Source organism: Telluria sp. ZT3P26 (assembly GCF_059686035.1).
This window is the reverse complement of sequence record NZ_JCASII010000001.1, coordinates 281,820-305,178: the sequence shown is the minus strand read 5'-3', so window position 1 is coordinate 305,178 and position 23,359 is coordinate 281,820. Positions and strand designations below refer to the sequence as shown.

General features: G+C 65.1%; 21 protein-coding genes. 10 read left to right on the top strand and 11 right to left on the bottom strand.

The window, feature by feature from the left end; translation table 11 throughout:
• Nucleotides 1-5: 5 nt before the first annotated feature.
• Nucleotides 6-356, bottom strand: a complete 351-nt coding sequence (locus AC56LN_RS01395; protein WP_499569562.1) for a c-type cytochrome — start codon at nt 354-356, stop codon at nt 6-8.
• A gap of 177 nt (nt 357-533) precedes the next feature.
• Between AC56LN_RS01395 and AC56LN_RS01390 the strand changes: the two genes are divergently transcribed.
• The 4 genes from AC56LN_RS01390 (at nt 534) to AC56LN_RS01375 (ending at nt 4,965) form a co-directional block, all read left to right on the top strand.
• Nucleotides 534-1,391 (top strand): AAA family ATPase, encoded by an 858-nt coding sequence (locus tag AC56LN_RS01390; protein WP_499503785.1) that lies wholly within the window; start codon nt 534-536, stop codon nt 1,389-1,391.
• A 25-nt stretch (nt 1,392-1,416) separates the two neighbouring features.
• On the top strand, nt 1,417-2,586 hold the full coding sequence (locus AC56LN_RS01385) for a vWA domain-containing protein (RefSeq protein WP_499569561.1): 1,170 nt from the start codon (nt 1,417-1,419) through the stop codon (nt 2,584-2,586).
• Nucleotides 2,587-2,657: 71 nt separating this feature from the next.
• The gene (locus tag AC56LN_RS01380) at nt 2,658-3,848 is read left to right on the top strand and encodes a cation:proton antiporter (RefSeq protein WP_499569560.1); all 1,191 of its coding nucleotides are present in this window, start codon (nt 2,658-2,660) and stop codon (nt 3,846-3,848) included.
• Complete coding sequence (locus tag AC56LN_RS01375) at nt 3,838-4,965, top strand: YbdK family carboxylate-amine ligase (RefSeq protein ID WP_499569558.1); 1,128 nt, start codon at nt 3,838-3,840, stop codon at nt 4,963-4,965. Before AC56LN_RS01380 ends, AC56LN_RS01375 begins: the two co-directional genes overlap by 11 nt.
• Before the next feature lie 10 nt (nt 4,966-4,975).
• Here the strand turns inward: AC56LN_RS01375 and AC56LN_RS01370 are convergent, their stop codons facing one another.
• Together AC56LN_RS01370 and AC56LN_RS01365 are read right to left on the bottom strand one after the other, a co-directional pair.
• Entirely contained in the window at nt 4,976-5,320 is a 345-nt protein-coding gene (locus AC56LN_RS01370) for an antibiotic biosynthesis monooxygenase family protein (protein ID WP_499569557.1), read from the bottom strand.
• A complete protein-coding gene (locus AC56LN_RS01365) occupies nt 5,317-5,643 on the bottom strand; it encodes an NIPSNAP family protein (protein ID WP_499569556.1) in 327 nt (108 codons plus the stop codon). Before AC56LN_RS01365 ends, AC56LN_RS01370 begins: the two co-directional genes overlap by 4 nt.
• Nucleotides 5,644-5,715: 72 nt before the next feature.
• On the opposite strand from AC56LN_RS01365, the gene AC56LN_RS01360 reads away from it, so the two are divergent.
• Entirely contained in the window at nt 5,716-6,447 is a 732-nt protein-coding gene (locus tag AC56LN_RS01360; RefSeq protein ID WP_499569555.1) for an ArsR/SmtB family transcription factor, read from the top strand.
• Here the strand turns inward: AC56LN_RS01360 and AC56LN_RS01355 are convergent.
• From AC56LN_RS01355 to AC56LN_RS01345, 3 genes are all read right to left on the bottom strand, one after another.
• Nucleotides 6,401-6,748 (bottom strand): hypothetical protein, encoded by a 348-nt coding sequence (locus AC56LN_RS01355; protein ID WP_499569554.1) that lies wholly within the window; start codon nt 6,746-6,748, stop codon nt 6,401-6,403. The two genes, AC56LN_RS01360 and AC56LN_RS01355, sit on opposite strands and share 47 nt — an antisense overlap.
• A 91-nt stretch (nt 6,749-6,839) precedes the next feature.
• Nucleotides 6,840-7,850 carry a gamma-glutamyl-gamma-aminobutyrate hydrolase family protein gene (locus tag AC56LN_RS01350; protein ID WP_499569552.1) on the bottom strand — a complete coding sequence of 337 codons (1,011 nt, stop codon included), beginning with the start codon at nt 7,848-7,850 and terminating at the stop codon, nt 6,840-6,842.
• A 65-nt stretch (nt 7,851-7,915) separates the two neighbouring features.
• Nucleotides 7,916-8,740, bottom strand: a complete 825-nt coding sequence (locus tag AC56LN_RS01345; protein ID WP_499569551.1) for a response regulator — start codon at nt 8,738-8,740, stop codon at nt 7,916-7,918.
• 173 nt (nt 8,741-8,913) lie between these two features.
• On the opposite strand from AC56LN_RS01345, the gene AC56LN_RS01340 reads away from it, so the two are divergent.
• On the top strand, nt 8,914-10,908 hold the full coding sequence (locus tag AC56LN_RS01340; protein WP_499569550.1) for a DNA topoisomerase IV subunit B: 1,995 nt from the start codon (nt 8,914-8,916) through the stop codon (nt 10,906-10,908).
• 152 nt (nt 10,909-11,060) lie between these two features.
• Nucleotides 11,061-13,415: a DNA topoisomerase IV subunit A gene (gene parC / locus AC56LN_RS01335; RefSeq protein ID WP_499569549.1), complete on the top strand. Its 2,355-nt coding sequence runs from the start codon at nt 11,061-11,063 to the stop codon at nt 13,413-13,415.
• Between the two features lie 427 nt (nt 13,416-13,842).
• Here parC and AC56LN_RS01330 read toward each other — a convergent pair whose 3' ends face one another.
• Complete coding sequence (locus AC56LN_RS01330) at nt 13,843-14,337, bottom strand: hypothetical protein (protein ID WP_258835694.1); 495 nt, start codon at nt 14,335-14,337, stop codon at nt 13,843-13,845.
• A 144-nt stretch (nt 14,338-14,481) separates the two neighbouring features.
• Nucleotides 14,482-15,894, bottom strand: a complete 1,413-nt coding sequence (locus AC56LN_RS01325) for an IgA Peptidase M64 (protein WP_499569548.1) — start codon at nt 15,892-15,894, stop codon at nt 14,482-14,484.
• 153 nt (nt 15,895-16,047) lie between these two features.
• Here AC56LN_RS01325 and AC56LN_RS01320 point away from each other — a divergent pair, with 153 nt between their 5' ends.
• Nucleotides 16,048-17,079, top strand: a complete 1,032-nt coding sequence (locus AC56LN_RS01320; protein ID WP_499569546.1) for an alpha/beta fold hydrolase — start codon at nt 16,048-16,050, stop codon at nt 17,077-17,079.
• Nucleotides 17,080-17,083: 4 nt separating this feature from the next.
• Here the strand turns inward: AC56LN_RS01320 and AC56LN_RS01315 are convergent, their stop codons facing one another.
• Together AC56LN_RS01315 and AC56LN_RS01310 are read right to left on the bottom strand one after the other, a co-directional pair.
• A complete protein-coding gene (locus AC56LN_RS01315; protein ID WP_499569545.1) occupies nt 17,084-18,328 on the bottom strand; it encodes a cyanophycinase in 1,245 nt (414 codons plus the stop codon).
• Between the two features lie 67 nt (nt 18,329-18,395).
• A complete protein-coding gene (locus tag AC56LN_RS01310; protein WP_499569543.1) occupies nt 18,396-18,833 on the bottom strand; it encodes a GNAT family N-acetyltransferase in 438 nt (145 codons plus the stop codon).
• A 187-nt stretch (nt 18,834-19,020) separates the two neighbouring features.
• Here AC56LN_RS01310 and argH point away from each other — a divergent pair, with 187 nt between their 5' ends.
• Both argH and AC56LN_RS01300 read left to right on the top strand, forming a co-directional pair.
• Nucleotides 19,021-20,418, top strand: a complete 1,398-nt coding sequence (gene argH, locus AC56LN_RS01305; protein WP_499569541.1) for an argininosuccinate lyase — start codon at nt 19,021-19,023, stop codon at nt 20,416-20,418.
• Between the two features lie 76 nt (nt 20,419-20,494).
• The gene (locus AC56LN_RS01300) at nt 20,495-21,160 is read left to right on the top strand and encodes an HAD-IA family hydrolase (protein ID WP_499569540.1); all 666 of its coding nucleotides are present in this window, start codon (nt 20,495-20,497) and stop codon (nt 21,158-21,160) included.
• 120 nt (nt 21,161-21,280) lie between these two features.
• Here the strand turns inward: AC56LN_RS01300 and paaZ are convergent, their stop codons facing one another.
• A complete protein-coding gene (paaZ, locus tag AC56LN_RS01295) occupies nt 21,281-23,353 on the bottom strand; it encodes a phenylacetic acid degradation bifunctional protein PaaZ (RefSeq protein ID WP_499569539.1) in 2,073 nt (690 codons plus the stop codon).
• Between the last annotated feature and the right edge of the window lie 6 nt (nt 23,354-23,359).

Here is a 23,359-nt window from a genome sequence, read left to right as displayed (position 1 = left end):
ATTATTCATCGCGAGGCCACCGTCTGTTGGGAGTAATAGGCCGCCACGTCGGCGATATCCTGGTCGCTCAGCGACTTGGCGATATTGACCATCGACGGATGCTTGCGGTCGCCCTTGCGGTAGGCCTTGAGGGCGGATTCGAGATACTTGGCCGACTGGCCGCCGATCATCGGCACCCGGTAGACTTCGGGGAACGCCGTCTTGTAGCCGCCCTGGATGCCATGGCAGCCGATGCACATCTCGATCTTGGCGACGGCCGCCTTGGGGTTGCCGACGACGTCCGCCGCCGTGGCGACGGCGCTGCCGGCGGCACAGGCGCATGCTGCCAGTACCAATGGTGCCAAACTTGTTTTCATGGGCGTCTCGTTAGTTGTAATTCGAAAACCGCAACCGCATAAAAAGTTAGCAAAGGTCTACCAACGGGCCGATTCTATCTGAAGACTTGTCACCAGTCTACAAACCGGACGGCGGCGGCGCGCCCAGGGTTATGGCGTATACTTCCTGCCACCGACCGACTCGACAAAGCACCCGCCATGCATGCAGCTCCCCGCTTCGAAGGCAGCGACAAGTACGTCGCCACCGCCGACCTGAAACTGGCCGTCAATGCGGCCCTGACGCTGGGCCGTCCGCTCCTGATCAAGGGCGAGCCGGGTACCGGCAAGACCATGCTGGCCGAAGAGGTCGCGGCCAGCCTGGACATGCCGCTGCTGCAGTGGCACGTCAAATCGACCACCAAGGCCCAGCAGGGCCTGTACGAATACGACGCCGTCTCGCGCCTGCGCGACTCGCAGCTGGGCGACGAGCGCGTGCGCGATATCCAGAACTACATCGTCAAGGGCGTGCTGTGGCAGGCCTTCACGGCGCCCGAGCCCGTCGTGCTCCTGATCGACGAAGTCGACAAGGCCGACATCGAGTTTCCGAACGACCTGCTGCGCGAACTCGATCGCATGGAATTCTATGTGTACGAGACGCGCGAGATGGTCGTGGCCACCCACCGCCCGCTCGTGATCATCACGTCCAACAACGAGAAGGAGTTGCCGGACGCCTTCCTGCGCCGCTGCTTCTTCCACTACATCCAGTTCCCGGACCGCGAGACGATGGCCGACATCGTCGGCGTGCACTTCCCGAACCTGCGCCAGGACTTGCTGGCGGCGGCGCTGCAAAGCTTCTATGCCATGCGCGATGTCCCCGGCATCAAGAAGAAGCCGTCGACGTCGGAATTTCTCGACTGGCTCAAGCTGCTGCTGGCCGAGGACGTGCCGGCCGAAGCCCTGCGCGCCAGCGCCGAAGGCAAGGTGGGCATCCCGCCGCTGCACGGGGCCCTGCTCAAGAACGAGCAGGACGTGGGCCTGTTCGAGCGCCTGATGTTCATGGCGCGGAACAACCGGTGATGGTGGCGTCAGCCCCCTCGATGCGATGCTGATCGATTTTTTCCGCGCCCTGCGCGAGGCCCGCATCCCGGTCTCGATCCGCGAATTCCTGACGCTGCTCGACGCGCTGCAACGCGGCGTGATCGCCCCGTCGCTCGACGACTTCTACTATCTCGCGCGGCTGACGCTGGTAAAGGACGAAGCCCATTTCGACAAGTTCGATCGCGTCTTCGGCGCCTGGTTCCGGGGCGTCGATGCGGTGTTCGACGCGAAGTCCGAGATTCCGCTCGACTGGCTGATCAAGCGCTTCGAGCGTGAACTCACGCCCGAGCAAAAAGCGCAGCTCGAAAAATTCGGCTACGACAAGTTGCAGCAGCGCCTGCAGGAACTCTTAAAAGAGCAAAAGGAACGCCACGCCGGCGGCAGCAAATGGATCGGCACCGGCGGCACGTCGCCCTTCGGGCATGGTGGCACCAACCCCGAAGGCATCCGCATCGGCGGCGAGAGCCGTAATCGAACCGCCGTCAAAGTATGGGACCAGCGCACCTACCGCGACTACGATGGCGAGCGCGAACTGGGCACGCGCAACCTGAAGGTGGCGCTGCGCCGCCTGCGCCGCTTCGCGCGCCAGGGCGCAGCGGACGAACTGGCGCTGGACGACACGATCCGCGCCACCGCCAGCAATGCCGGCTGGCTCGACATCCGCATGCGGCCCGAGCGCAAGAACCGGATCAAGGTGGTGATGCTGTTCGACGTCGGCGGCTCGATGGACGACCATATCGAACGCACCGAAGAACTGTTCTCGGCCGCCAGCAGCGAATTCAAGAACATGGAGTTCTACTACTTCCACAACTGCGTCTACGACTACCTGTGGAAGAACAACGCACGCCGCCACAGCGAGCGCTTCGCCACCTGGGACGTGCTGCGTAAATATCCGGCCGATACGCGCGTGCTGTTCGTCGGCGACGCGACCATGAGTCCCTACGAAGTCATGGCACCCGGTGGCTCGGTCGAATACAACAACGACGAAGCCGGCGCGGTCTGGCTGGCGCGCTTCATGACGGCGTTTCCGAAGTGCGCCTGGCTCAATCCCGAACCCGAGCATCTGTGGCAGTACCGCCAGTCGATCGCGCTGATCCGCCAGATCATGAGCAACCGGATGTTCCCCATCACGCTGGAGGGCCTGGAACGGGCCATGCGCCTGTTGAGCAAGTAGTGTTAGCACGGACACGGACGCGAGCCGCCGGACGCACTAGAATCGCGCAACGATAAGAAGAAGGAGACCGCATGCCTGACCTGTTGTCCGTATTGACAAGCCTTGCCTGGCCCCTGGCGATTGCGCTGGCGTGGCTGGCCGGTGAATTTGGCCAGCGCTGGACCGGCCTGCCCCGCATCAGCTTCTACGGCCTGGTTGGCTTTGCACTGGGCAGCTCGCAGATCGGCGTGCTGCCTGCCGCCGATCTGGGGCCGGTCGCGCTGCTGGCCAATATCGCCTTCGGCCTGGTCCTGTTCGAACTGGGCAACCGCATCAACCTGCGCTGGCTCGTCAACAACCCGTGGATCGGCGTGGCCGGGCTGGTCGAATCGACGCTGACGTTTGTCGCCGTCTACCTTGTCGCCATCGCGTTTGGCGCGGCCCAGATCACGGCGCTGCTGATGGCGGCACTCTCCATGGCCACCTCGCCCGCCACCGTGGTACGGGTCATCAACGAACAGAAAAGCTCGGGCCAGATGACCGAGCGCGTGCTGCACCTGTCGGCCCAGAACTGCGTGCTGGCCGTGTTCGCGTTCAATGCCATCATCGGCATCTGGCTGTTCCGCACGCAGGATGCCGTTGGCGAGGCAGTGTGGCAAAGCCTGGTCATGCTCGCCGCGTCGATCGTGGCCGGCGCCGTGTTCGGCCTGCTGGTGCCGGCGCTGCTGCGCGCGATCGGCAATGCGCAGCAGGACACCACCGTCGCCTTTGCGCTGGCAGTGATCCTCCTGGTGTCGGTGTGCGACGTCGGCGGCCTGTCGCCGGTCGTCGCGGCGCTGGCCTTCGGCCTGACCGTGCGCTCGCGCCGTGTGACCTTTACCCAGACCCAGCGCAATTTCGGCGCGCTGGGCGAAGTGCTGACCGTGCTGCTGTTCGTCTACGCCGCCTCGACCCTCGACTGGCGCCTGGTGGCGGCCAGCGGCATGATGGCGGTGGTCGTCGTGCTGGCGCGGCTGCTGGCCAAGACCGCCGGCGTGGCTGCGTTCTCGCACCTGTCGGGCGTCACCTGGCGCAAGGGCGCGCTGACGGGCCTGGGCCTGGCGCCGCTGGCCGTGTTCGTGATCCTGATGCTCGAACATGCGCGCTATGCGGGCCTGAAAGTGGTCGACGAGCTGCACACGATGGCCGCCGTGGCGATGCTGCTCGAAGTGTTCGGCCCGATCATCATCCAGCGCGCCCTGATCTGGGCGCGCGAAGCACCGGAGTCGCACCATGCCCCTTGACGCTTTCAATCCGTCCGCGCCGCTGACTTTCGGCGTCGAGCTCGAACTGCAGCTGGTCAACCTGTCGGACTTCAACCTGACCGCCGCCAGCCCCGACCTGATGCACCTGTTGCAGCGCAAGCCGTTCCCCGGCAACGTCACGCCCGAGATCACCGAGAGCATGATCGAGATTAATTCGAGCGTGCACACGGCGTATGGTCCGTTGCTGGCCGAACTGACCGAGATCCGCGACACCCTTGTCGCGGCCGGCGACACGCTCAATATCGGCATCGCCGGCGGCGGCACGCACCCGTTCCAGCACTGGTCCGACCAGCGCATTTCGGCCAAGCCGCGCTACGAATACCTGTCGCAGCTGTACGGCTACCTGGCCAAGCAGTTCACGGTGTTCGGCCAGCACGTGCACATCGGCTGCGCCAACGGCGACGATGCGATGTACCTGCTGCATGCGCTGAACCGCTACCTGCCGCACTTCATCGCGCTGTCGGCGTCGTCGCCGTACGTGCAGGGCCACGACAGCCTGTTCGAATCGGCACGCCTGAATTCCGTGTTTGCGTTTCCGATGAGCGGGCGTGCGCCCTTCACGCTCAGCTGGCAGGAGTTCACTGACGTGTACTTCGCCAAGATGGAACGCACGAACATCATCAAGAGCATGAAGGATTTTTACTGGGACCTGCGGCCCAAGCCCGAATTCGGCACGATCGAACTGCGCGTGTGCGACACGCCGCTGACGGTGGAGCGGGCCGCCGCGCTGGCCGCCTACCTGCAGGCGCTGTGCCGCCATTTGCTTGAGAAAAAAGACGAGGCGCCTGTTGAAGACGATTACCTCGTCTACAACTACAACCGCTTCCAGGCCTGCCGCTTTGGCCTGGATGGCAGCATCACGCACCCGAAAACCTACGACAGCATCGTGATCCGCGACGACATCCTGGCCACGCTCGAACAGATGCTGCCGCACGCCGAAGCGCTGGGCAGCGTCGAGGCGCTGCAGCACCTGGCTGACGCCGCGCGAAGCGGCAGTGACGCGGCAATCCTGCGCCGGCACGCCGGGCGCGAAGGCTCGGTCGAAGGGATGGTCAATGCGGCGATCGGGCACTTCCGCGGCGACCGGGTGGCATGAGCTGCGCCAGTCAGCCGTGTACGGCGCGGCTATCCGGCGGCGCCTGTTCCCGCTGCTGCATCCCGTAGTCGCGCACCACGTGCGCCACGCGCAGGCGGTAGTCACGAAACACCCCGTCACGGCCGGCAGCCTGCGCCGCCTGGTGTGCGTCCAGCGTGCGCCAGCGCTGTACGGCAGCTTCATCGCGCCAGAATGACAGCGACAGCAGGCGGCCGGGCTGCGTGAGCGATTCGAAGCGTTCCACCGACACAAAGCCGTCGATCGCCTCGAGTGACGCGCGCAGCGCCTGCGCCGTGGCGAGGTACTCATGCTGGCGCGCCGGGTCGGGTTCGACTTCGAAGATGACCGCGATCACGCGCGGCTCCCGAGCGTGCCCTCCACCGCTTCGGTGAACGTGCGCGTCTCGCGCATGATGAAACGCCCCTCGCGCGCCAGCGCGAAATTGGCGCGCGCCTCGTCATCCGTCTGCAAGCGCGTGCGGTACGCTTCGTAGTCGGCCAGGCTGGCAAAGCCCACCAGACCCCAGGCCTCGTCGTTGGTCCCTTCGTGCGGCAGGAAGTAGCCGATCAGGGATCCACCGAGCCGGGGAATGATGCGGCCCCAGTTGGCGGCATATTGGCGAAACTGCTCGCGCTGAAAAGGATCGATGCGATAGCGGATGAAACAGGTGACGGTCATGGTGACTCCTCGGTTGTGGAGCGGTCACTGTAGTCCCGGCCCCTGGCCGGATGCTTCGGTTAAGATCGAAGCATGAGAGACGGTCCGAACATCACCACCATCGCCGCACTGATCGGCGACCAGGCACGCGCGCAGGCTCTGACCTTGCTGATGGCCGGGCGGGCGCTCACCGCCACCGAGCTCGCCGACAGCGCAGGCGTCACGCGCCAGACGATCAGCACCCACCTGGCCAAACTGGTCGATGCCGGGCTGCTGGCCGTCCAGGCGCAGGGGCGGCACCGGTATTTCAGCATCGCCGACGCGGACGTGGCGGCGCTGCTCGAGACGCTGATGGGCACGGCCTTCGGCGCGGGCACGCTGCCGCTGCACCTGAAGCTGGGCCCGTCCGCGCCGGCACTGCGCAAGGCGCGCGTCTGCTACGACCACCTGGCCGGCGAGCTTGGCGTGGTGTTGCATGACCGGCTGGCTGCGCGAGGCGCGTTCGGCTTCGGCGCCGACGGCATGGTGCTCACGCCGGCAGGCGCGGCACTGATCGGCCAGCTGGGCATCGACACCCCTGCCCTGGCCCGCTCGCGGCGCCCCGTGTGCCGCACCTGCCTGGACTGGAGCGAGCGGCGTCACCATCTGGCCGGTGCACTGGGCAGCGCCCTGCTCGACCGGTTCGAACAACTCGGCTGGGCGCGCCGCGTGGCGGGGTCGCGCGTCATGGCCTTCGATGCGCAGGGCGAGGTCGCCCTGCGTGGCTGGCTCGATCAGGTCAGCCCGCCACCGGCACGCCCTTGCCGACCCAGCCCGTCTTCATGAAACGCGCCAGCAGCGGCTGTCTGGCCGGTGCCGGCGGCGGCAGTCTGGCGTCGACGACACTGGCCCACTGATCGGCCAGTTGCTCGCAGGTGGCGCGCAGCACCGGGTCGATCGTCGGCAACCGCGCCAGCGCGCACAGGTGACGCTCGATCACGGACGCCAGCTTGACGCACGGCGGCTCACCATCGCCCTTGGCGCTGTAATGCGACATCAGGTGCAGCAGCGAGGCGACCAGCAGCGTGTCCTGGTTGCGCGGCTCGCCCGCTGTGGATGACGTGGCAGGTGTGGGGGAAATCGTCATGCGATACGCTCCATGGACCGGAACAACAATGGATGAGAATGATTCTCATTCATTATTCCCGTGTCACACGGCGAAAGCAAGCGATTTCGTGCTACAGCCGCGTCTCGCGCGCCGCGCGCAGGAATTCATCCAGCACCGGCGTGCAATCGAGCAGGTCAACGCCGCCCGCGCGGTGGAACTCCGGGTGCCATTGCAGGCCCATGACGAAATTGGCGCGCTGGTAGCGGATCGCCTCGATGATGCCGTCCGGCTCGGACATGGCTTCGATGCGGACATCGCGCCCCAGGTCCTTGACGGCCTGGTGGTGGATCGAGTTCACCATCGCCTGCTGGATATTGGGGAACATGCGCCCGAGTGACGAGCCCTTGGGGAACACGATCGCGTGGCGATGGGCGTCGTACAGGTCGTGCACGTGCGCCAGCGCATCGGGGCGGTCGGTGGCGACGTCCTGGTGCAGCGTGCCGCCAAAGGCGACGTTGATCAGCTGGCAGCCGCGACAGACACCCAGCACCGGTTTGCCGGCATCGACGAATTCGTGCAGCAGTTCGAGCTCGTACACGTCGCGCGCGCGGTCGCCGCTCCATTCGGGGCGCGTGGGGGTTTCGGAATACGTTTGCGGCGCCACGTCAGCCCCGCCCTGCAGCACCAGGCCATCCAGGTGGCGCGCATAGTGACGCAGCGTGATATTGCTGGGGTGGAGCAAGCCGTTGGTATTGACCGTCGGGATCATGAACACGAGCACGTCGCGCGACATGACCCATTGGGCGATGGATTCCTCGAGATACTGCAGGTTCTTGCTCAGCAGCCCCTTGGCCCCGGCTTCGGGATGGAAGATGCGGGCCGAGACGCCGATGTGCAGCGTGCGCTGCATGATGTCGCGACTGAAGCGTTCACGCAGCGAGCGAAAGCGCGACGTGATGACGCGACCGGCCAGGGCCACCGGGTTGTCGCCATCGCGCAGGTAGCGCGCCGGCCCGCGTGCGTGCTGGCCGCCGCTGGCGCGCCGGTCGGGCACGCGCACGCGCGTCTCGCGACGTTCATCGATATCCGCCTCTGGCGACGGGTGGTCTGGATTGCGCTTGGTGGGTTCTTCTTCGGCCATGTCAATAATATAACTTCGGCAACGCTGCGCACGATTCAAAGTTGTTACAAAAGGTCGCGGTTCACTCAGACCGGTACGTCGAGCAGCTTCTGGAAGGTGAGCATCAGGTGGCGCCCTGCCACGGGCGTCTCGAGCAGGCCGCGCGCGCCGGCCAGCCGGGCACGGCCGCTCTCGTACTGAAACGATGGCGCGACAACGAACACCACCGGCGTGCGCATCGCGCCAGGCTGCGCCTTGATCGACGAACACAGCGCATACGGTTCGATGTCCGGGGCCGCCGTATTGATCAGCACCAGCGCAACCGGCGTCTCGTCGCACAGGCGCACGGCGGCGGCCTGGCTGTCGGTCCACTCGACCCCGATCCTGCGCGGCCCAAGCACTTCTGCCACCCGGTTGCGCAGGGCACATGCCTGATCGACGATCAATACGGGGCCATCGACCGGACCACGGCGCAGTCGCGTGTAGAATGCGGGCGTTTCGTGGTCGGGCCCAAGGCGTGGACGGCGGCGCCGCTCGGCCAGCACACGGCGGGCCCGGACGCCCTGCTGCACCAGCGCATGCACCCGCGTATCGAGCAGTTCGGCCAGCCGCGCATGCAGCGCACCTTGTTCGAGCGGGCGGGCCATGGCCGGCCAGGCAGTGACGTGACTGCCGCCGACAACCAGTGCCGGCTGCAGCGCATCGGGTGGCCGGCTCGCCAGATGCGCCAGCGCAAGCTGGCTGTCGCCATTGGCGATGAGCAGGTCCGGCTCTTGCAAACTGTCGGCATGCAGGCAAGAATACAACGGCCCCGCGCCCGGCGCGCCTTCGAGCAGCGCCGCCAGCCGGGCAGTTTCAACCGGATCAAAACCGACCGGACGCACGGTGAACAGACATTGAGATCGCTGCATTGGGCACCACCCTTCCTGCATCGATGATGTGTTTACAGCTTAATCTAGCACAAAGGTGCAACGCGAAAAGCACGACATAAGCGCAAAATACTGTATATTTATACAGTTAAAAAGCATTTCCTTTTCCGCTCGACAAGATAGAATGCCAACGCATTCTACAAATACTCTTCAAGATGGCCTCCAAGAAACCCGCTCCAGACTACAGCGAATCATCCATCCGCGTCCTCAAGGGACTCGAACCTGTGAAACAGCGTCCGGGCATGTACACCCGCACGGAAAATCCGCTCCACATCATCCAGGAAGTGATCGACAACGCCTCCGATGAGGCGCTGGGTGGCTATTGCAAGAACATCAGCGTCACGATGAACCCGGACGGCTCGATCACGGTCGAAGACGATGGCCGCGGCATCCCGGTCGGCATTCACCCCGAAGAAGGCGTGTCCACGGTCGAAATCGTGTTCACGCGCCTGCACGCTGGCGGCAAGTTCGACAAGGGCTCGGGCGGCGCGTATGCGTTCTCGGGCGGCCTGCACGGCGTCGGCGTATCGGTCACCAATGCGCTGTCCAAGCGCCTCGAGATCGAAGTCTGGCGCAAGGACGACCAGGGCAACGGCCAGCACAAGCTGGTGTTCGCTGCCGGCGACGTGATCGAACCCCTTACCTCCGCGCCGTTCGAGCGCGGCGGCAAGAAGAACGGCACGCGCGTCACGGCCTGGCCGGATGGCAAGTACTTCGATTCGCCGACCATTCCGATGAACGACCTGCAACGCCTGCTGCGCTCGAAAGCCGTGCTGCTGCCAGGCGTGACGGTCACGCTCACGAACGCCAAGGGCGAAGTGCAGACCTGGCGCTACGACGAGGGCCTGCGCGGCTACCTGACCGAAGCGCTGACGCAAAGCTCCAACGGCGAAACACTGATCCCGCTGTTCGAAGGCGCGCAGTATGCAGCCGCCGGCGACGACAGTTTCGCTGAAGGCGAAGGCGCGGCCTGGGTCGTGGCCTGGACCGAAGAAGGCGGCGTGGTGCGCGAATCCTACGTCAACCTGATCCCCACGGTCAGCGGCGGCACCCACGAAGCGGGCCTGCGCGACGGCCTGTATGGCGCCGTCAAGAACTTCGTCGAGCTGCATGGCCTGCTGCCCAAAGGCGTCAAGCTGCTGCCGGAAGACGTGTTTGCGCGCGTCTCGTTCGTACTGTCGGCCAAGGTGCTGGACCCGCAGTTCCAGGGCCAGACCAAGGAGCGCCTGAATTCGCGCGACGCGCTCAAGCTGGTCTCGACCTTCACCAAGCCGCCACTCGAACTGTGGCTGAACCAGCACGTCGACTACGGCAAGAAGCTGGCCGAACTCGTGATCCGCCAGGCGCAATCGCGCCTGCGCTCGCTGCAGAAAGTCGAAAAGAAAAAATCGTCGGGCGTGGCCGTGTTGCCGGGCAAACTGACCGATTGCGAATCGAACGACATCACGCGCAACGAGCTGTTCCTGGTCGAGGGCGACTCGGCCGGCGGCTCCGCCAAGATGGGCCGCGACAAGGAATTCCAGGCCATCCTGCCGCTGCGCGGCAAGGTGCTCAACTCATGGGAAACTGACCGCGACCGCCTGTTTGCCAACAATGAAATCCACGATATCTCGGTGGCGATCGGCGTCGATCCGCACAGCGTGGGCGATTCGCCCGACCTGACCGGTCTGCGCTACGGCAAGATCTGCATCCTGTCCGATGCCGACGTCGATGGCTCGCACATCCAGGTACTGCTGCTCACGCTGTTCTTCAAACACTTCCCGGCGCTGTTCGCGAACGGGAACATCTGCATCGCGCGCCCGCCGCTGTTCCGCGTCGACGTGCCGGCGCGCGGCAAGAAGCCGATCCAGAAGCTGTATGCGCTGGATTCGGGCGAGCTGCTGGCGATCGAAGACAAGCTGAAAAAAGAAGGCCTGAAAGAAGGCGTGTGGAGCATTTCGCGCTTCAAGGGCCTGGGCGAGATGAACGCCGAGCAGCTGTGGGAAACGACGATGAACCCGGACACGCGCCGCCTGCTGCCCGTGTTCCTGGGCGAATACGACCACGCCGAATCGTCGGCACGCTTCAATATGCTGATGGGCAAAGGCGAAGCCGCCGCGCGCCGCGCCTGGATCGAAGAACACGGAAACGAGACCGAGGCGGATATTTGATGAGTCTGTGATCTGCAAGCTGAACTTGGGTTCCCGCCTGCGCGGGAACGACGGTCTTGCAGCCACTGGCCCAGGCACGTCGTTCCAGCGAAGGCTGGAACCCAGGTCCTCCGCACCGCCACCACCGCTCGCCAGAACACGAAACACACACCATGACGAACCAACCAAGTCTCTTTGAACAGCAACACGAGCCGACCGATGTCGAGACGCTCACCCTCTCCACTTTCGCCGAGCGCGCCTACCTGGACTACGCCGTTTCGGTGGTCAAGGGCCGCGCACTGCCGGACGTGTCGGACGGCCAGAAGCCGGTCCAGCGCCGCATCCTGTATGCGATGAATGAACTGGGCCTGGGCCCGACCGCCAAGCCGCGCAAGTCGGCGGCCGTGGTCGGCGACGTGCTCGGCAAACTGCACCCGCACGGCGACCAGTCGGTGTACGACGCACTGGTGCGCATGGCGCAGGACTTCTCGCTACGCTACCCGCTGATCGACGGCCAGGGCAACTTCGGCTCGCGCGACGGCGACGGCGCCGCCGCGATGCGTTACACCGAAGCGCGCCTGACGCCGATCGCCCGCATCCTGATGGATGAAATCGACATGGGCACGGTCGACTCGCAGCCGAACTACGACGGCTCGACCACCGAGCCGCGCACACTGCCGGCGCGCCTGCCGATGGTGCTGCTTAACGGCGCCTCGGGCATCGCGGTCGGCCTGGCCACCGAGATCCCGTCGCACAATCTGCGCGAAGTGGCTGCCGCCGCCGTCGCCATGATCCGCAATCCGAAGATGTCGCACGCCGAGCTGATGACCATCGTGCCCGGCCCTGACTTCCCGGGCGGCGGCCAGATCATCACCCCGGCGTCCAGCATCGCCGACATGTATGCGGTGGGCCGCGGCTCGATGAAGGTGCGCGCACGCTGGAAGATCGAAGAACTGGCGCGCGGCCAGTGGCAGGCGATCGTCTACGAACTGCCGCCGGGCTGCTCGTCGCAGCGCGTGCTGGAAGAAATCGAAGAACTGACCAACCCGAAGGTCAAGGCCGGCAAGAAGGCGCTGCTGCCCGAGCAGCTCGCACTGAAGAACACGGTGCTGGGCGCGCTCGACACGGTGCGCGACGAATCGGGCCGCGAAGCCGCGGTGCGCCTGGTGTTCGAGCCGAAGTCGAAGAACCAGGACCAGAACGAATTCATGCTGATGCTGCTCGCGCACACGTCGCTCGAGTCGTCCAGCCCGATCAATATGGTGATGATCGGCGGCGACGGCCGTCCGCGGCAAAAAGGCCTGGGCACGATCATCCAGGAGTGGATCGATTACCGCTTCACGACGATCCGCCGCCGCACCGACTTCAAGCTGGCCAAGGTCAACGACCGCATCCACATCCTGGAAGGCCGCGAGACGGTCCTGCTGAACATCGACAAGGTCATCGCCATCATCCGCAATGCGGATGAACCGAAGGCCGCGCTGATCGAGGAATTCCGCCTGAGCGAGCGCCAGGCCGAAGACATCCTCGAGATCCGCCTGCGCCAGCTGGCGCGCCTGGAAGCGATCAAGATCCAGCAAGAGCTGGCCGACCTGCGCAGCGAGAAGGAAAAGCTGCAGGACATCCTCGAGAACCCGTCGTCGATGAAGCGCCTGATCATCCGCGAAATCGAAGCCGACGCCAAGCAGTTCGGCGACGAGCGCCGCACCGTGATCGAAGAAGCGCAGCGCGCGGTGGCCGAGCAGAAGGTCATCGACGAACCGGTGACCGTGATCGTGTCCGAAAAAGGCTGGGTGCGTGCACGTACCGGCATCGGCCACGACCCGGCGCAGTTCGCGTTCAAGGCTGGCGACTCGCTGTACAAGGCATTCGAATGCCGCACGACCGACCATCTGCTGGGCATTGGCGACAACGGCAAGGTGTACTCGGTGCCGGTCGCTGCGCTGCCCGGTTCGCGCGGCGACGGCGTGCCGATCACGACGCTGGTCGAGCTGTCGGGCGGCGCCCAGGGCAAGCCCGTGCGCCTGCTGCATTACTTCGCCGGCAACCCCGAAACGCGCCTGCTGCTGTCGACGTCGGACGCCTTCGGCTTCATCACCAAGGCGGGCGACATGGTCAGCCGTCTGAAAGGCGGCAAGTCGTTCATCACCCTGAACGACGGCGCGACGCCGCTGCCGCCACGGATCGTGACCGATACCTGCGGCGCGATCGCCTGCCTGTCCGAAAAGGGCCGCGTGCTGGTATTCGGCATCGACGAGATGAAGGTGCTGACCAATGGCGGCCGCGGCGTGACGCTGATGGAACTCGAGCCGAAAGAGACGATGCTGGCGGTGCAGCCAATCAACCAGAAGGGGCTGAACGTCATCGGTACCTGGGCCGGCGACAAGGCCCGTACGGTGGAGCTGTTTGCATCCGGCCTGGAACCGCACTTCGGCAAGCGCTCGCGCAAGGGCAAGGCCTTGTCAGCACGCCTGAAGGCGCATGACCTGGCGATGCGCGCATCCGACACGGATGCAGTGAAAACATAACGCGACCACAAAGCCGCTCAGTAACACAGCCGGGGTCAGGTCTGACATTTGGACACGGCCTCAGCTTAGCCATTGCCACAGCCGGGGTCAGGTCTGACATTCGGACACGGCCTCAGCTTAGCCATTCTCACTGGTGTCCTGCCCCGTAATAGCACACAGCCGGGGTCAGGTCTGACATTCGGACACGGCCTCGGCTTAGCCATTCTCACTGGTGTCCTGCCCCGTAAGAGCATGGCCCGGCGCCAGCCTGTTCCGGCTATTCGACTGTTGAGATCGTGTCCGAATGTCAGACCTGACCCCAGCTTTTTCGGTATCGGCTACCCGAATGTTGAGATCGTGTCCGAATGTCAGACCTGACCCCGGCTTTTCTGGTATCCAGGCAAAAAAAATGCCGGCTGAGCCGGCATTTTTCATTGGTGCTACTTGCTTAGTGCTTGGCAGCAGCCTTGTGCACGTCAGCCTGGGCTTCAGCGCGGACCTGTTCGGTCTTGGCAGCAGCGGTTGCCTTGTCGGCAGCAGCATCGACCTGTGCTTTCAGCACTTTCTCGTCAGCCTTGATCATCTTCTTCTCGGCCTTCAGGTTCGCATCAGCGACTTTGCCTTCGGCCTTGGCCATTGCCTTGGCGCGGTCTTCAGGATCGGCCTTGGCGACGTTGGCAGCAGCGTCGGTGTGGGTCTTGACCAGCTTGGCGTGTGCGTCGCCCTTGGTTTCGGTGGCCTTGGCCACGGTCTTGTTCAGCTTTTGGTCAGCCTTGACTGCCGCTTTGATTTCTTTTTGTTCGGCCTTGATGACGTCCTTCTCGGCGCTGGCTTCAGCCTTCACGATGCGGTTGTCCGCCGCAGTGGTGGTTGGTGCGGTGGTCTGGGCGTGAGCAGCGGTAACCATCAGGCCGGCGATAAGGGTTGCGATCAGTTTGTTCATGATAAGTTTCCTTTTGGTGGTCGCTGTACAGAGCGGGTTGCCCGTGCAGTCGTTGTTGTTGTTCAGTGATTCCAGAATACGGCGTCAAGACAGTCTGGTCTGTTAGCCACCACACGCAGAAATTGTCAGAGTTGTAAGCAAAGATTACTGACGAACAGAGCCCGCATACAAGTCGATGATCTCGGTGACGCCATCGCGGCAGACCGGACAGAACGCATCGCTGCGGTCGAACATCAGGCACTGCATCGCGGGCCGGTAGTACCCGCTGGCCTCATAGTTGGCGCCTTCGAAGGCGCCGATCGCATGCCGGTGCGGCTGCCGGTCGAACAGCGCGTTGGTCTGCTTGAGGTCTTCACGGAACAAGGCGCTCATTTCCGACTCCGGCCGGTTGGCCTCGCGCAGCGCGGCGCGCTTCTTCTGGTAGGCGCGCGACGCGGCTTCGTACTCGGCCTTTGGCCAAGGCGTCGGCAACGGCGTACCGGCCGTCACATGGCGCTGCCATTTGAGCCTGGACGGGTCGCGCAGCGCCGTGACATTCGGCTCCCATGGCTCCATCCGTCCGCTCGCTGCGGCGTACGCCACCGGCGACGTGTAGTACTCGTCAGCCAGGCCCGCGAAGTGGTGCCCGAACTCGTGCACGAACAGGTAGTCGGCCCAGTCGTTGCCGGCCGCAGCCGTGCTGAACTGGCCGAAGATCCCGCCGCCGCCGTAGGTCTCGTTGTTGACCAGGATCTCAATGAATTCATACGGCGCATGTTGGGCGATGTCGCGCAGCGCGCGGTTGTCGAGCGTGAGCACATAGCGCTCGCTGCCGAAGATGTCGTAGCGGGTGCCCAGCGCCGACGCATGGTGCACGCCGGTCGATGGCCGGCTGATACCCGATTGCCCGGTCGGTACGGCCATCGCCCAGACGTTGAAGTCCTTCGCCCGCTCCTTGAACGGCGACACCGAGAACAGGTGCGCCGACAAACGCCGCACATCCTGCTCGAACTTGGCCATCTCTGCCTGCGTGTAGCCGTCGCCCAGGATCAACAGGTCGACCTTGTCGGGCGACGGGCCGCTGACGCGGATCGGGATCGGCTTTGCCGCTGGCGGCGGCTGGCGTTTGACCACGTCCGGCGCATCCGGATCGACGTCGATGCTCCAGGCGACCGAGAACTGATTGCGTTCGTCGCGCTTCAGGATGCGCACGCGCACCGGCTGCGCGAACCGGGGAAAGCGCACCGACTCGCTGAAGCTGCGGCTGATGCGCCCTGCTTCCTCGGTCGTGCGCCACTCGCCAAACACGGTCGAAAAACCGCGCGAGTACAGCACGTCGCCCGTTTTAGGATCAACCACTTCGACCCGGTTCTGGCCGCGATTGGTGTCGTCCAGATTGCGCGCGGCGCTGCCGGGCCACGGCAGCGGCTCGATGACGACCCGTTCGATCGCGTAGCCGTCGGCCAGCGCATTGCCGCTGTGCGTGTAGTCCAGGCGGACCGTGGCCGGCTGCGCGGCGTGGGCGAGTGAAGCGAACGCGCCAAGCAGCAGCGCAGCAAAGGAGTGAAACAGGCGCATCGCGAATCCCCGACAAGTAGATCGCGCTATTCTAAGCCCGCGGTGGGCTGCGGCGACGTCGTCACCTGTCAGATGTGCCAGGCCAGGGCGATTGACCCGGCCGGACAGCCACGCCAGAATCAGTCTGGTCACCCTTGTCGATCCGGAGTCCCGATGTTCCGCCTGCGCGCCTGCCTTGCCGTTCCGCTGTTCAGTGCCTGCCTGGCCCACGCCGCCCCGGCCTGCAAGCCCGGCCAGCCGGTCGACGAAAGTGGTTTCGTGGAGATCGGCGGCATCGCGCAGTGGGTCACCGTCAGCGGCGACGACTGTGCCAATCCGGTGCTGCTGTACGTGCACGGCGGCCCTGGCAATCCGACCTCGGTGTTTGGCGCCGGCCCGTATGCATCGTGGCGCAGGCACATCACGCTGGCGCAGTGGGATCAGCGCGGCAGCGGCATGACCTGGGGCCGTCACCGCCCCGGCGAGGATGTCCCATTGCGCATCGAGCAGCTGCGCGACGATGGCCTCGACGTGGCGCGCTATCTGACGCAGCGTTTCGGCAAAAACAAGGTGATCCTGCTGGGCAGTTCATGGGGCTCGATGATCGGCGCCCACATGGCCAGGGAAAAGCCGGGGCTGTTCTGCGCCTATGTCGGCGTGGCCCAGCTGGTGGGTTACCGGGACAATGCCACGTCATGGAGCACGGTCATTGCCCGCGCCAGAAAGACGAACGACACGGCCACCGTCACGCAACTGGAGGCGCTCGGCCCGCCGCCCTGGACCAATCCGCGCAACTTCGGCATCGTGCGGCGCGCCGTGCGCAAGTACGAGGCGCCCAACATCGACCCGACGCCGCCATCCTGGTTCGAGGTGCTGCCTTTGTATGCCTCGCCGCAGGCAAAGGCCGACTACACCGAAGGCGAGGATTACTCGTTCCTGAAGTTCGTCGGCTGGAAAGGCGACGGCATGGCGTCCACGATGGACCTGTACCGCCTGGGCACACGCTACGAGCTGCCGGTCTATCTGGTGCAGGGCAAGGAAGACCTGCTGACCGAGCCGAAGGTCACGCGCCGCTTCTTCGAGGCCATCAGGGCGCCCGACAAGGCACTGGTCGAGGTGCCGCGCGCCGGCCACGATCCGAATGGCCCGCTGATCGACGCGCAGCGCCAGGTGCTGGCCGAACGCCTGCACTGGCGCTGCGACTGAGCGATCACCGGTACTGATACAGCGGCCGTTGCACCACGATTGGCCGGATATCGAGCCGCACGTTGTAGACCGAATAGGCTTCGCTGTACGCCGACTGGTAGCCGACGGTCTCACCGACGCGACCGAGCTTGAACTCGAAGCCCAGGTCGGGCCGGTCGGCGTTCGGGCTGTCGAGCGACAGGCCGATTGCATCCGGCTGGTCGCTGTCGACCAGCTTGGACATCAGGTCGACCACCGTACCGTTGCCGAGAATATCGGCCGAGAACAGCGGGCCGCGCCAGTACGGCTTGTTCGCATCGAGCTTGCCGCGCACCTTCTCTGGCGCCGGCGTGAACACCTTGCTGTCCAGGTTGAAGCGGTCGCCGTTGTCCAGATAACTCAGTCTGCCGTTACTGAGGTTGAAGGTGCCGTCGCGCGTCGCCGCGTTGCTCAGGTCAACCAGCAGCGCGCCGCGATAGCCAAGCACTTCGACGTCGCGCTTCGGGCCCACGACCATCGCCGTGTTCTCGTCGATGCCCAGCCCGATGTTGTAGCCCTTGGCGAGCATCGCCGGCAACATGCGCGCAAAGCGCCCGCGCACCAGCAGGTGCTGGTCGATGAAGACGTCGTCGCCGATGAAACCCAGGCCGCGCGTGATCTGGCGGCCGTCGGCCACGCCATGCTGCAGCGTGCCCAGCACCGAGCGCGGATGGCCGAACATTGTGGCGCTCATGATGGCGGCGCCGGCGCTCGAGCCGGCGATGACGCCGCCGCGCCGGTACATGTCCCACAGCGCGTCGAGCAGTTGCGTGTTGCTGCCGTCGGGCCGGCGCAGGGCGTTGGTGATGCGCGCCTGGTCGCCGCCCGAGAAGTAGGCGCCGCCGGCCGAACGCACCGCCTCGACCAGCGCCGGATCTTCGGCTGCAACGCGCACGTCGGAACCGTCGAGGCGTTCGGCAACGGGGACGAAGAAGGCGTTGGCGCCATGCTGGTTCAGGCGTTCGATGAGATAGCTGCCAGCGCGCTCCGGGCTGGCCGAGGCCGAGGCGAACACCGCGATGCGGGCATTCTTGCCACCGGCAAGTTGCACGATGCGCGTCCAGACGGCGTCGTTGTCATCGCGCAGCGCGCCGCCGATGATGACGAGCGAACCCTTCGGCTGCGGTGACGCCGGAATGGACGGCAACTCGGCGGCGTGGCTATTGATGCTGGCGGCGACGGCCAGACCGAGCGTGGCATGGACAACAACACGGACGACAAATTGGAACATGCGGCTTCCCCCGATAAGTCATCAGCGTAAGCCTGATTCCAGTTTCACGTCGCCATGTTGAGTGCGCTCAGGATAAGTAGATGTTGGGAAAGTAACGCTCCATCAATGTCTCTGGACGCAACGGTGGCGTGAACCCGAAGCGTTCGTACAGGCTGTGGCAATCCGATGTGGCCAGCGTGAAGCGGCGCAATTGCTGCAGGCTGGGATGCCGCATGACCACGCCCATCAATTGTTTGCCGTAGCCGCAGCCACGGTATTCCGGCAAGACGAACACATCGACCAGGTTGGCGAAGGTGGAAAAATCGGTGATCACGCGCGCGAACGCAATCTGTCGGCCATCGAGGTAGCCGCCAAAGCACAGCGAGTTCTCAATGGCGCGCTCGACGACGGGCCGCGAGATGCCCACCGCCCAGGTGGACTGCTCGCTGAGGAAGCGGTAGATCATCGGGATGTCGAGCCGGGTCTGGTCGGTGCTGACATCAAAGCTGGAATCGTTCGTCATCATGGCCTGCACAAGGTGACAAAAAGTCATTTTAGCGCCGATTGGTACCAACGCAAGCGGCGATGTGGCGTGCCACCCCGGATTTCGCCAGCCCCCCGCCTGCGGGCCTTCCTATGAGCCCGGCAGCCATGCCGCATGGCACACAGGCAGCGCAGTTTATAATCAAGGGATCCCCAACCGGAATCCCACCATGACCGAACAATTCTCCAAAAAAGCCGAAGCCTGGTCTGCCCGCTTCTCCGAACCCGTATCGGATCTCGTCAAGCGCTACACCGCATCGGTCTTCTTCGACAAACGCCTGGCCCCGCACGACATCGAGGGCTCGCTGGCGCACGCCGAGATGCTGGCTGCACAAGGCATCATCAGCGAGCACGACCGCGCTGAAATTGAACGCGGCATGACGCAGATCCGGGCCGAGATCGACGCCGGCACCTTCGAATGGCTGCTCGACCTCGAAGACGTGCACCTGAACATCGAAAAGCGCCTGACCGAACTGGTGGGCGACGCCGGCAAACGCCTGCACACGGGCCGCTCGCGCAACGACCAAGTCGCAACCGACATCCGCCTGTACGTGCGCGCCGCGATCGACGACATCGTCACGCTGCTTGCCAGCCTGCGCGGCGCCCTGACCGACCTGGCCGAACGCCACGCCGACACGATCATGCCGGGCTTTACGCACCTGCAGGTGGCCCAGCCGATCACCTTTGGCCACCACATGCTGGCCTACGTCGAAATGTTCGGCCGCGATGCCGAGCGCATGCTCGACGCGCGCCGCCGCGTGAACCGCCTGCCGCTGGGCGCCGCCGCACTGGCCGGCACCACCTTCCCGATCGACCGGCTGCGCGTGGCGAAAACGCTGGGCTTCGATGACGTGTGCCACAACTCCCTCGATGCAGTGTCAGACCGCGACTTCGCGATCGAGTTCACGGCCGCCGCATCGATCTTGATGATGCACATCTCGCGCATGTCCGAAGAACTGGTCATGTGGATCAGCCCGCGCATCGGCTTCATCGACATCGCCGACCGCTTCTGCACCGGCTCGTCGATCATGCCGCAAAAGAAAAACCCGGACGTCCCGGAACTCGCCCGTGGCAAGACCGGGCGCGTGTATGGCCACCTGATTGGCCTCCTGACCCTGATGAAGGGCCAGCCGCTGGCCTACAACAAGGACAACCAGGAAGACAAGGAGCCGCTGTTCGACACGATCGACACCGTGATGGACACGCTGCGCATCTTCACCGACATGGCCTCGGGCATCACGGTCAAGGCCGACAACATGCGCTCGGCCGCGCTGCAGGGCTATGCGACGGCCACCGACCTGGCCGACTACCTGGTCAAGCGCGGCCTGCCGTTCCGCGACGCCCACGAAGCGGTGGCGCATGCCGTGCGCGCCTGCGACGATGCAGGTTGCGACCTGTCCGAGATGTCGCTCGAGACGCTGCAGACGTTCTCGCCGCTGATCGAGCAGGACGTGTTCGCGGTACTCACGCTCGAAGGTTCGGTGGCCGCGCGCGACCACGTGGGCGGCACCGCGCCGAACCAGGTCCGCATCGCCATCGAGCGCGTGCGCAAGCAGCTGGCCGAGTAATTCCATACCCTTGGAGCGGGCCGGCGCTGATCCAGCGCCGGCCCGCTTTTCCATGCCTTTTTAGATTGATGACGCCATGACCGCATTGCCCGCACGCGACTACGCCGCCTTCCTGTTCGACATGGACGGCACCATCCTGACATCCATCATCGCCGCCGAGCGCGTCTGGGCCGACTGGGCCCGCAGCCACGGGCTGGACGTCGACGTGTTCCTGCCGACGATCCACGGCAAGCGCAGCATCGACACCGTGCGCGGCCTGGGCCTGCCGGACATCGATGCGGAAGCAGAAGCGCACCGCATCACGCAGGCCGAGATCGAGGACGTCGACGGCATCGAGGCGATTGCCGGTGTGGCTGCCTTCCTGGCCACGCTGCCAGCGGAGCGCTGGGCGATCGTGACGTCGGCGCCGCGCGCGCTGGCCCAGGCACGCATCGCCGCAGCCGGCCTGCCGCTGCCGCCGGTGCTGGTCGCAGCCGAAGACGTCAGGCACGGCAAGCCGGCGCCGGATCCGTTCCTGCTTGGCGCGGAGAAGCTGGGCATGCGCCCGGAAGAATGCCTTGTGTTCGAAGACACACTGGCCGGCCTGCAATCGGCCGCCGCCGCCGGCATGGACAGCGTGATGGTCACCGCCACGCACAAGCATCCGGTCGAGACCGACGTCACCGGCGTGCCGGATTACGATGATTTGCGGGCGATCCGTACGGGTGAAGGCTTGCTGCGCCTGCAGCGTACGCGCTCGTGATTTTTTAAATCGTTCGACGTTCGTTGAACGCGTGGACGGCGCAGCCGTCCACCCTACGCAATGCACCGGATGGTAGGGTGGACCGGGACGCGCAGTCGGTTTCCCCGTCCACGCGTTCGCTCAATGCAAAGACGATTCGTCCACTGCGCGCTTCTGCACCAGCGTCAAAATGTCATAACTGGCCACCAGCTCATCGCGCTGATTCGTCACCTGCACGTCCCACGCCACCACGCCCTGCCCCCGTCCCTGTTCGTCCGTCCGGTTGCGATCGACCTTGCGCTTGCAGGTCAGGCGCGCGCGGATCGTGTCACCGATCGCCACCGGCGCCACGAAGCGCAGGTTGTCCAGCCCATAATTGGCCAGCACCGGTCCTGGCGCCGGCGAGACAAACAGGCCCGCCGCCGCCGACAGCACGAAGTAGCCGTGCGCGATGCGCTGCCCGAACTGCGTGTCCTTGGCTGCGATGGCGTCGAAGTGCATGTAGAAGTAGTCGCCCGACACGCCGCCGAAGTTGACGATGTCGGCTTCGCTCACCGTACGCCGGTGCGTCAGCAGCGAGTGCCCGACTTCCAGGTCCTCGAAATGCCGGCGGAACGGATGCAGGTCGCTCTCCTTGACCGCGCCGCCGCGCACGTATTCGCCCGTGACGGCGCCCAGCATCGTGGGCGAACCCTGCACCGCCGCGCGCTGCAGGAAATGCTTCACGGCGCGGATGCCGCCCAGTTCTTCGCCACCACCGGCGCGCCCTGGCCCGCCGTGCTTGAGTTGCGGCAGCGGCGAGCCGTGGCCGGTGCTGTCCACGGCCGCCTCGCGATCGAGGATCAGCACGCGGCCATGCGACGCCGCCACGATCGGCACCGCGTACGCAGCCAGCGCCGGATCTTTCGTGGCAAAGGTGGTCACCAGGCTGCCCTTGCCGCGCGCCGCCAGTTCAAGGGCTTCGTCGATGTCGGTGTAGGTCATCAGCGTGCTGACCGGGCCGAAGGCTTCCACGTCGTGCACGGCGTCGTTGACCATCGCATTGCGGCACAACAGCAGCGTCGGTGCGAAGAAGGCGCCGCTGGCGACATTCTCGCCCACCGGCTTGAACCCGTCGCGTGCACCGAACAGCACCTCGTTGCCGCGCGCGAGCAGCTCGACCCGCGCGCTCACGTCGCGGTGCTGGTCCATCGACGCCAGTGCGCCCATGCGCACGCCCTCCACCTTCGGATCGCCCACCGTGATCTTCGCCAGGCGCTCGCGCAACCGCTCGCCGACTGCGTCGACCAGCGCTTCCGGCACGATCACGCGCCGGATCGCCGTGCACTTCTGGCCGGCCTTGCCGGTCATCTCGCGCGCGACTTCCTTGATGAACAGGTCGAACTCGGGATCGGACGGCGTCACGTCGGGTGCCAGCACCGCGCAATTGAGCGAGTCGGCTTCGGCGGTGAACGGCACCGATGCGCGGATCAGGTTCCCGTTCGCGCGCAGCATCGCGGCCGTGTCGGCCGAACCGGTGAACGTGACGGCATCAAAACCACCGAGGCGATCGAGCAGGTCGCCCGTACTGCCGATCACGAGCTGCAGCGCGCCATCGGGCAGCAGGTTCGCGTCCACCATCATTTTCACCACGGCGTGGGTCAGGTAGCTGGTGGCGGTGGCCGGCTTGGCGATGCATGGCATCGCGGCCAGGAAACTCGGCGCAAATTTCTCGAGCAAGCCCCAGATCGGAAAGTTGAACGCGTTGATGTGCACCGCCACGCCGCCCCGCGGCACCAGGATGTGGGTGCCGGCAAAGCCGCCCTGCTTGCCCAGCGCGATGGCCGGGCCTTCATGCAGCACATTCGACGACGGCAGCTCGCGTGAGCCCATGCTGGCGTAGGCGAACAGCGTGCCGATGCCGCCTTCGACGTCGACCCAGCTGTCCTGGCGCGTCGCGCCGGTCAGGTGCGAGATCGCATACAGTTCTTCCTTGCGCTCCATCAGGTACAGCGCGAGCGCCTTCAGCGTGGCCGCGCGCTCCTGGAACGTCTGGCGCATCAGCGCCCTGACGCCCGTCTTGCGCGCGAAGGTCAGTGCTTCATCGAAGTCGATCTTCTCGGCGTGCGTGTGATAAATCAGGGTGCTGTCGAGCGCGCTGTGCAGCGGCGTATGCGATGCGGCGCCGTGCCAGCGGCCGGCGATCAGGCTTTGCAGTGTCGGGATGTGGCCCATGTAATC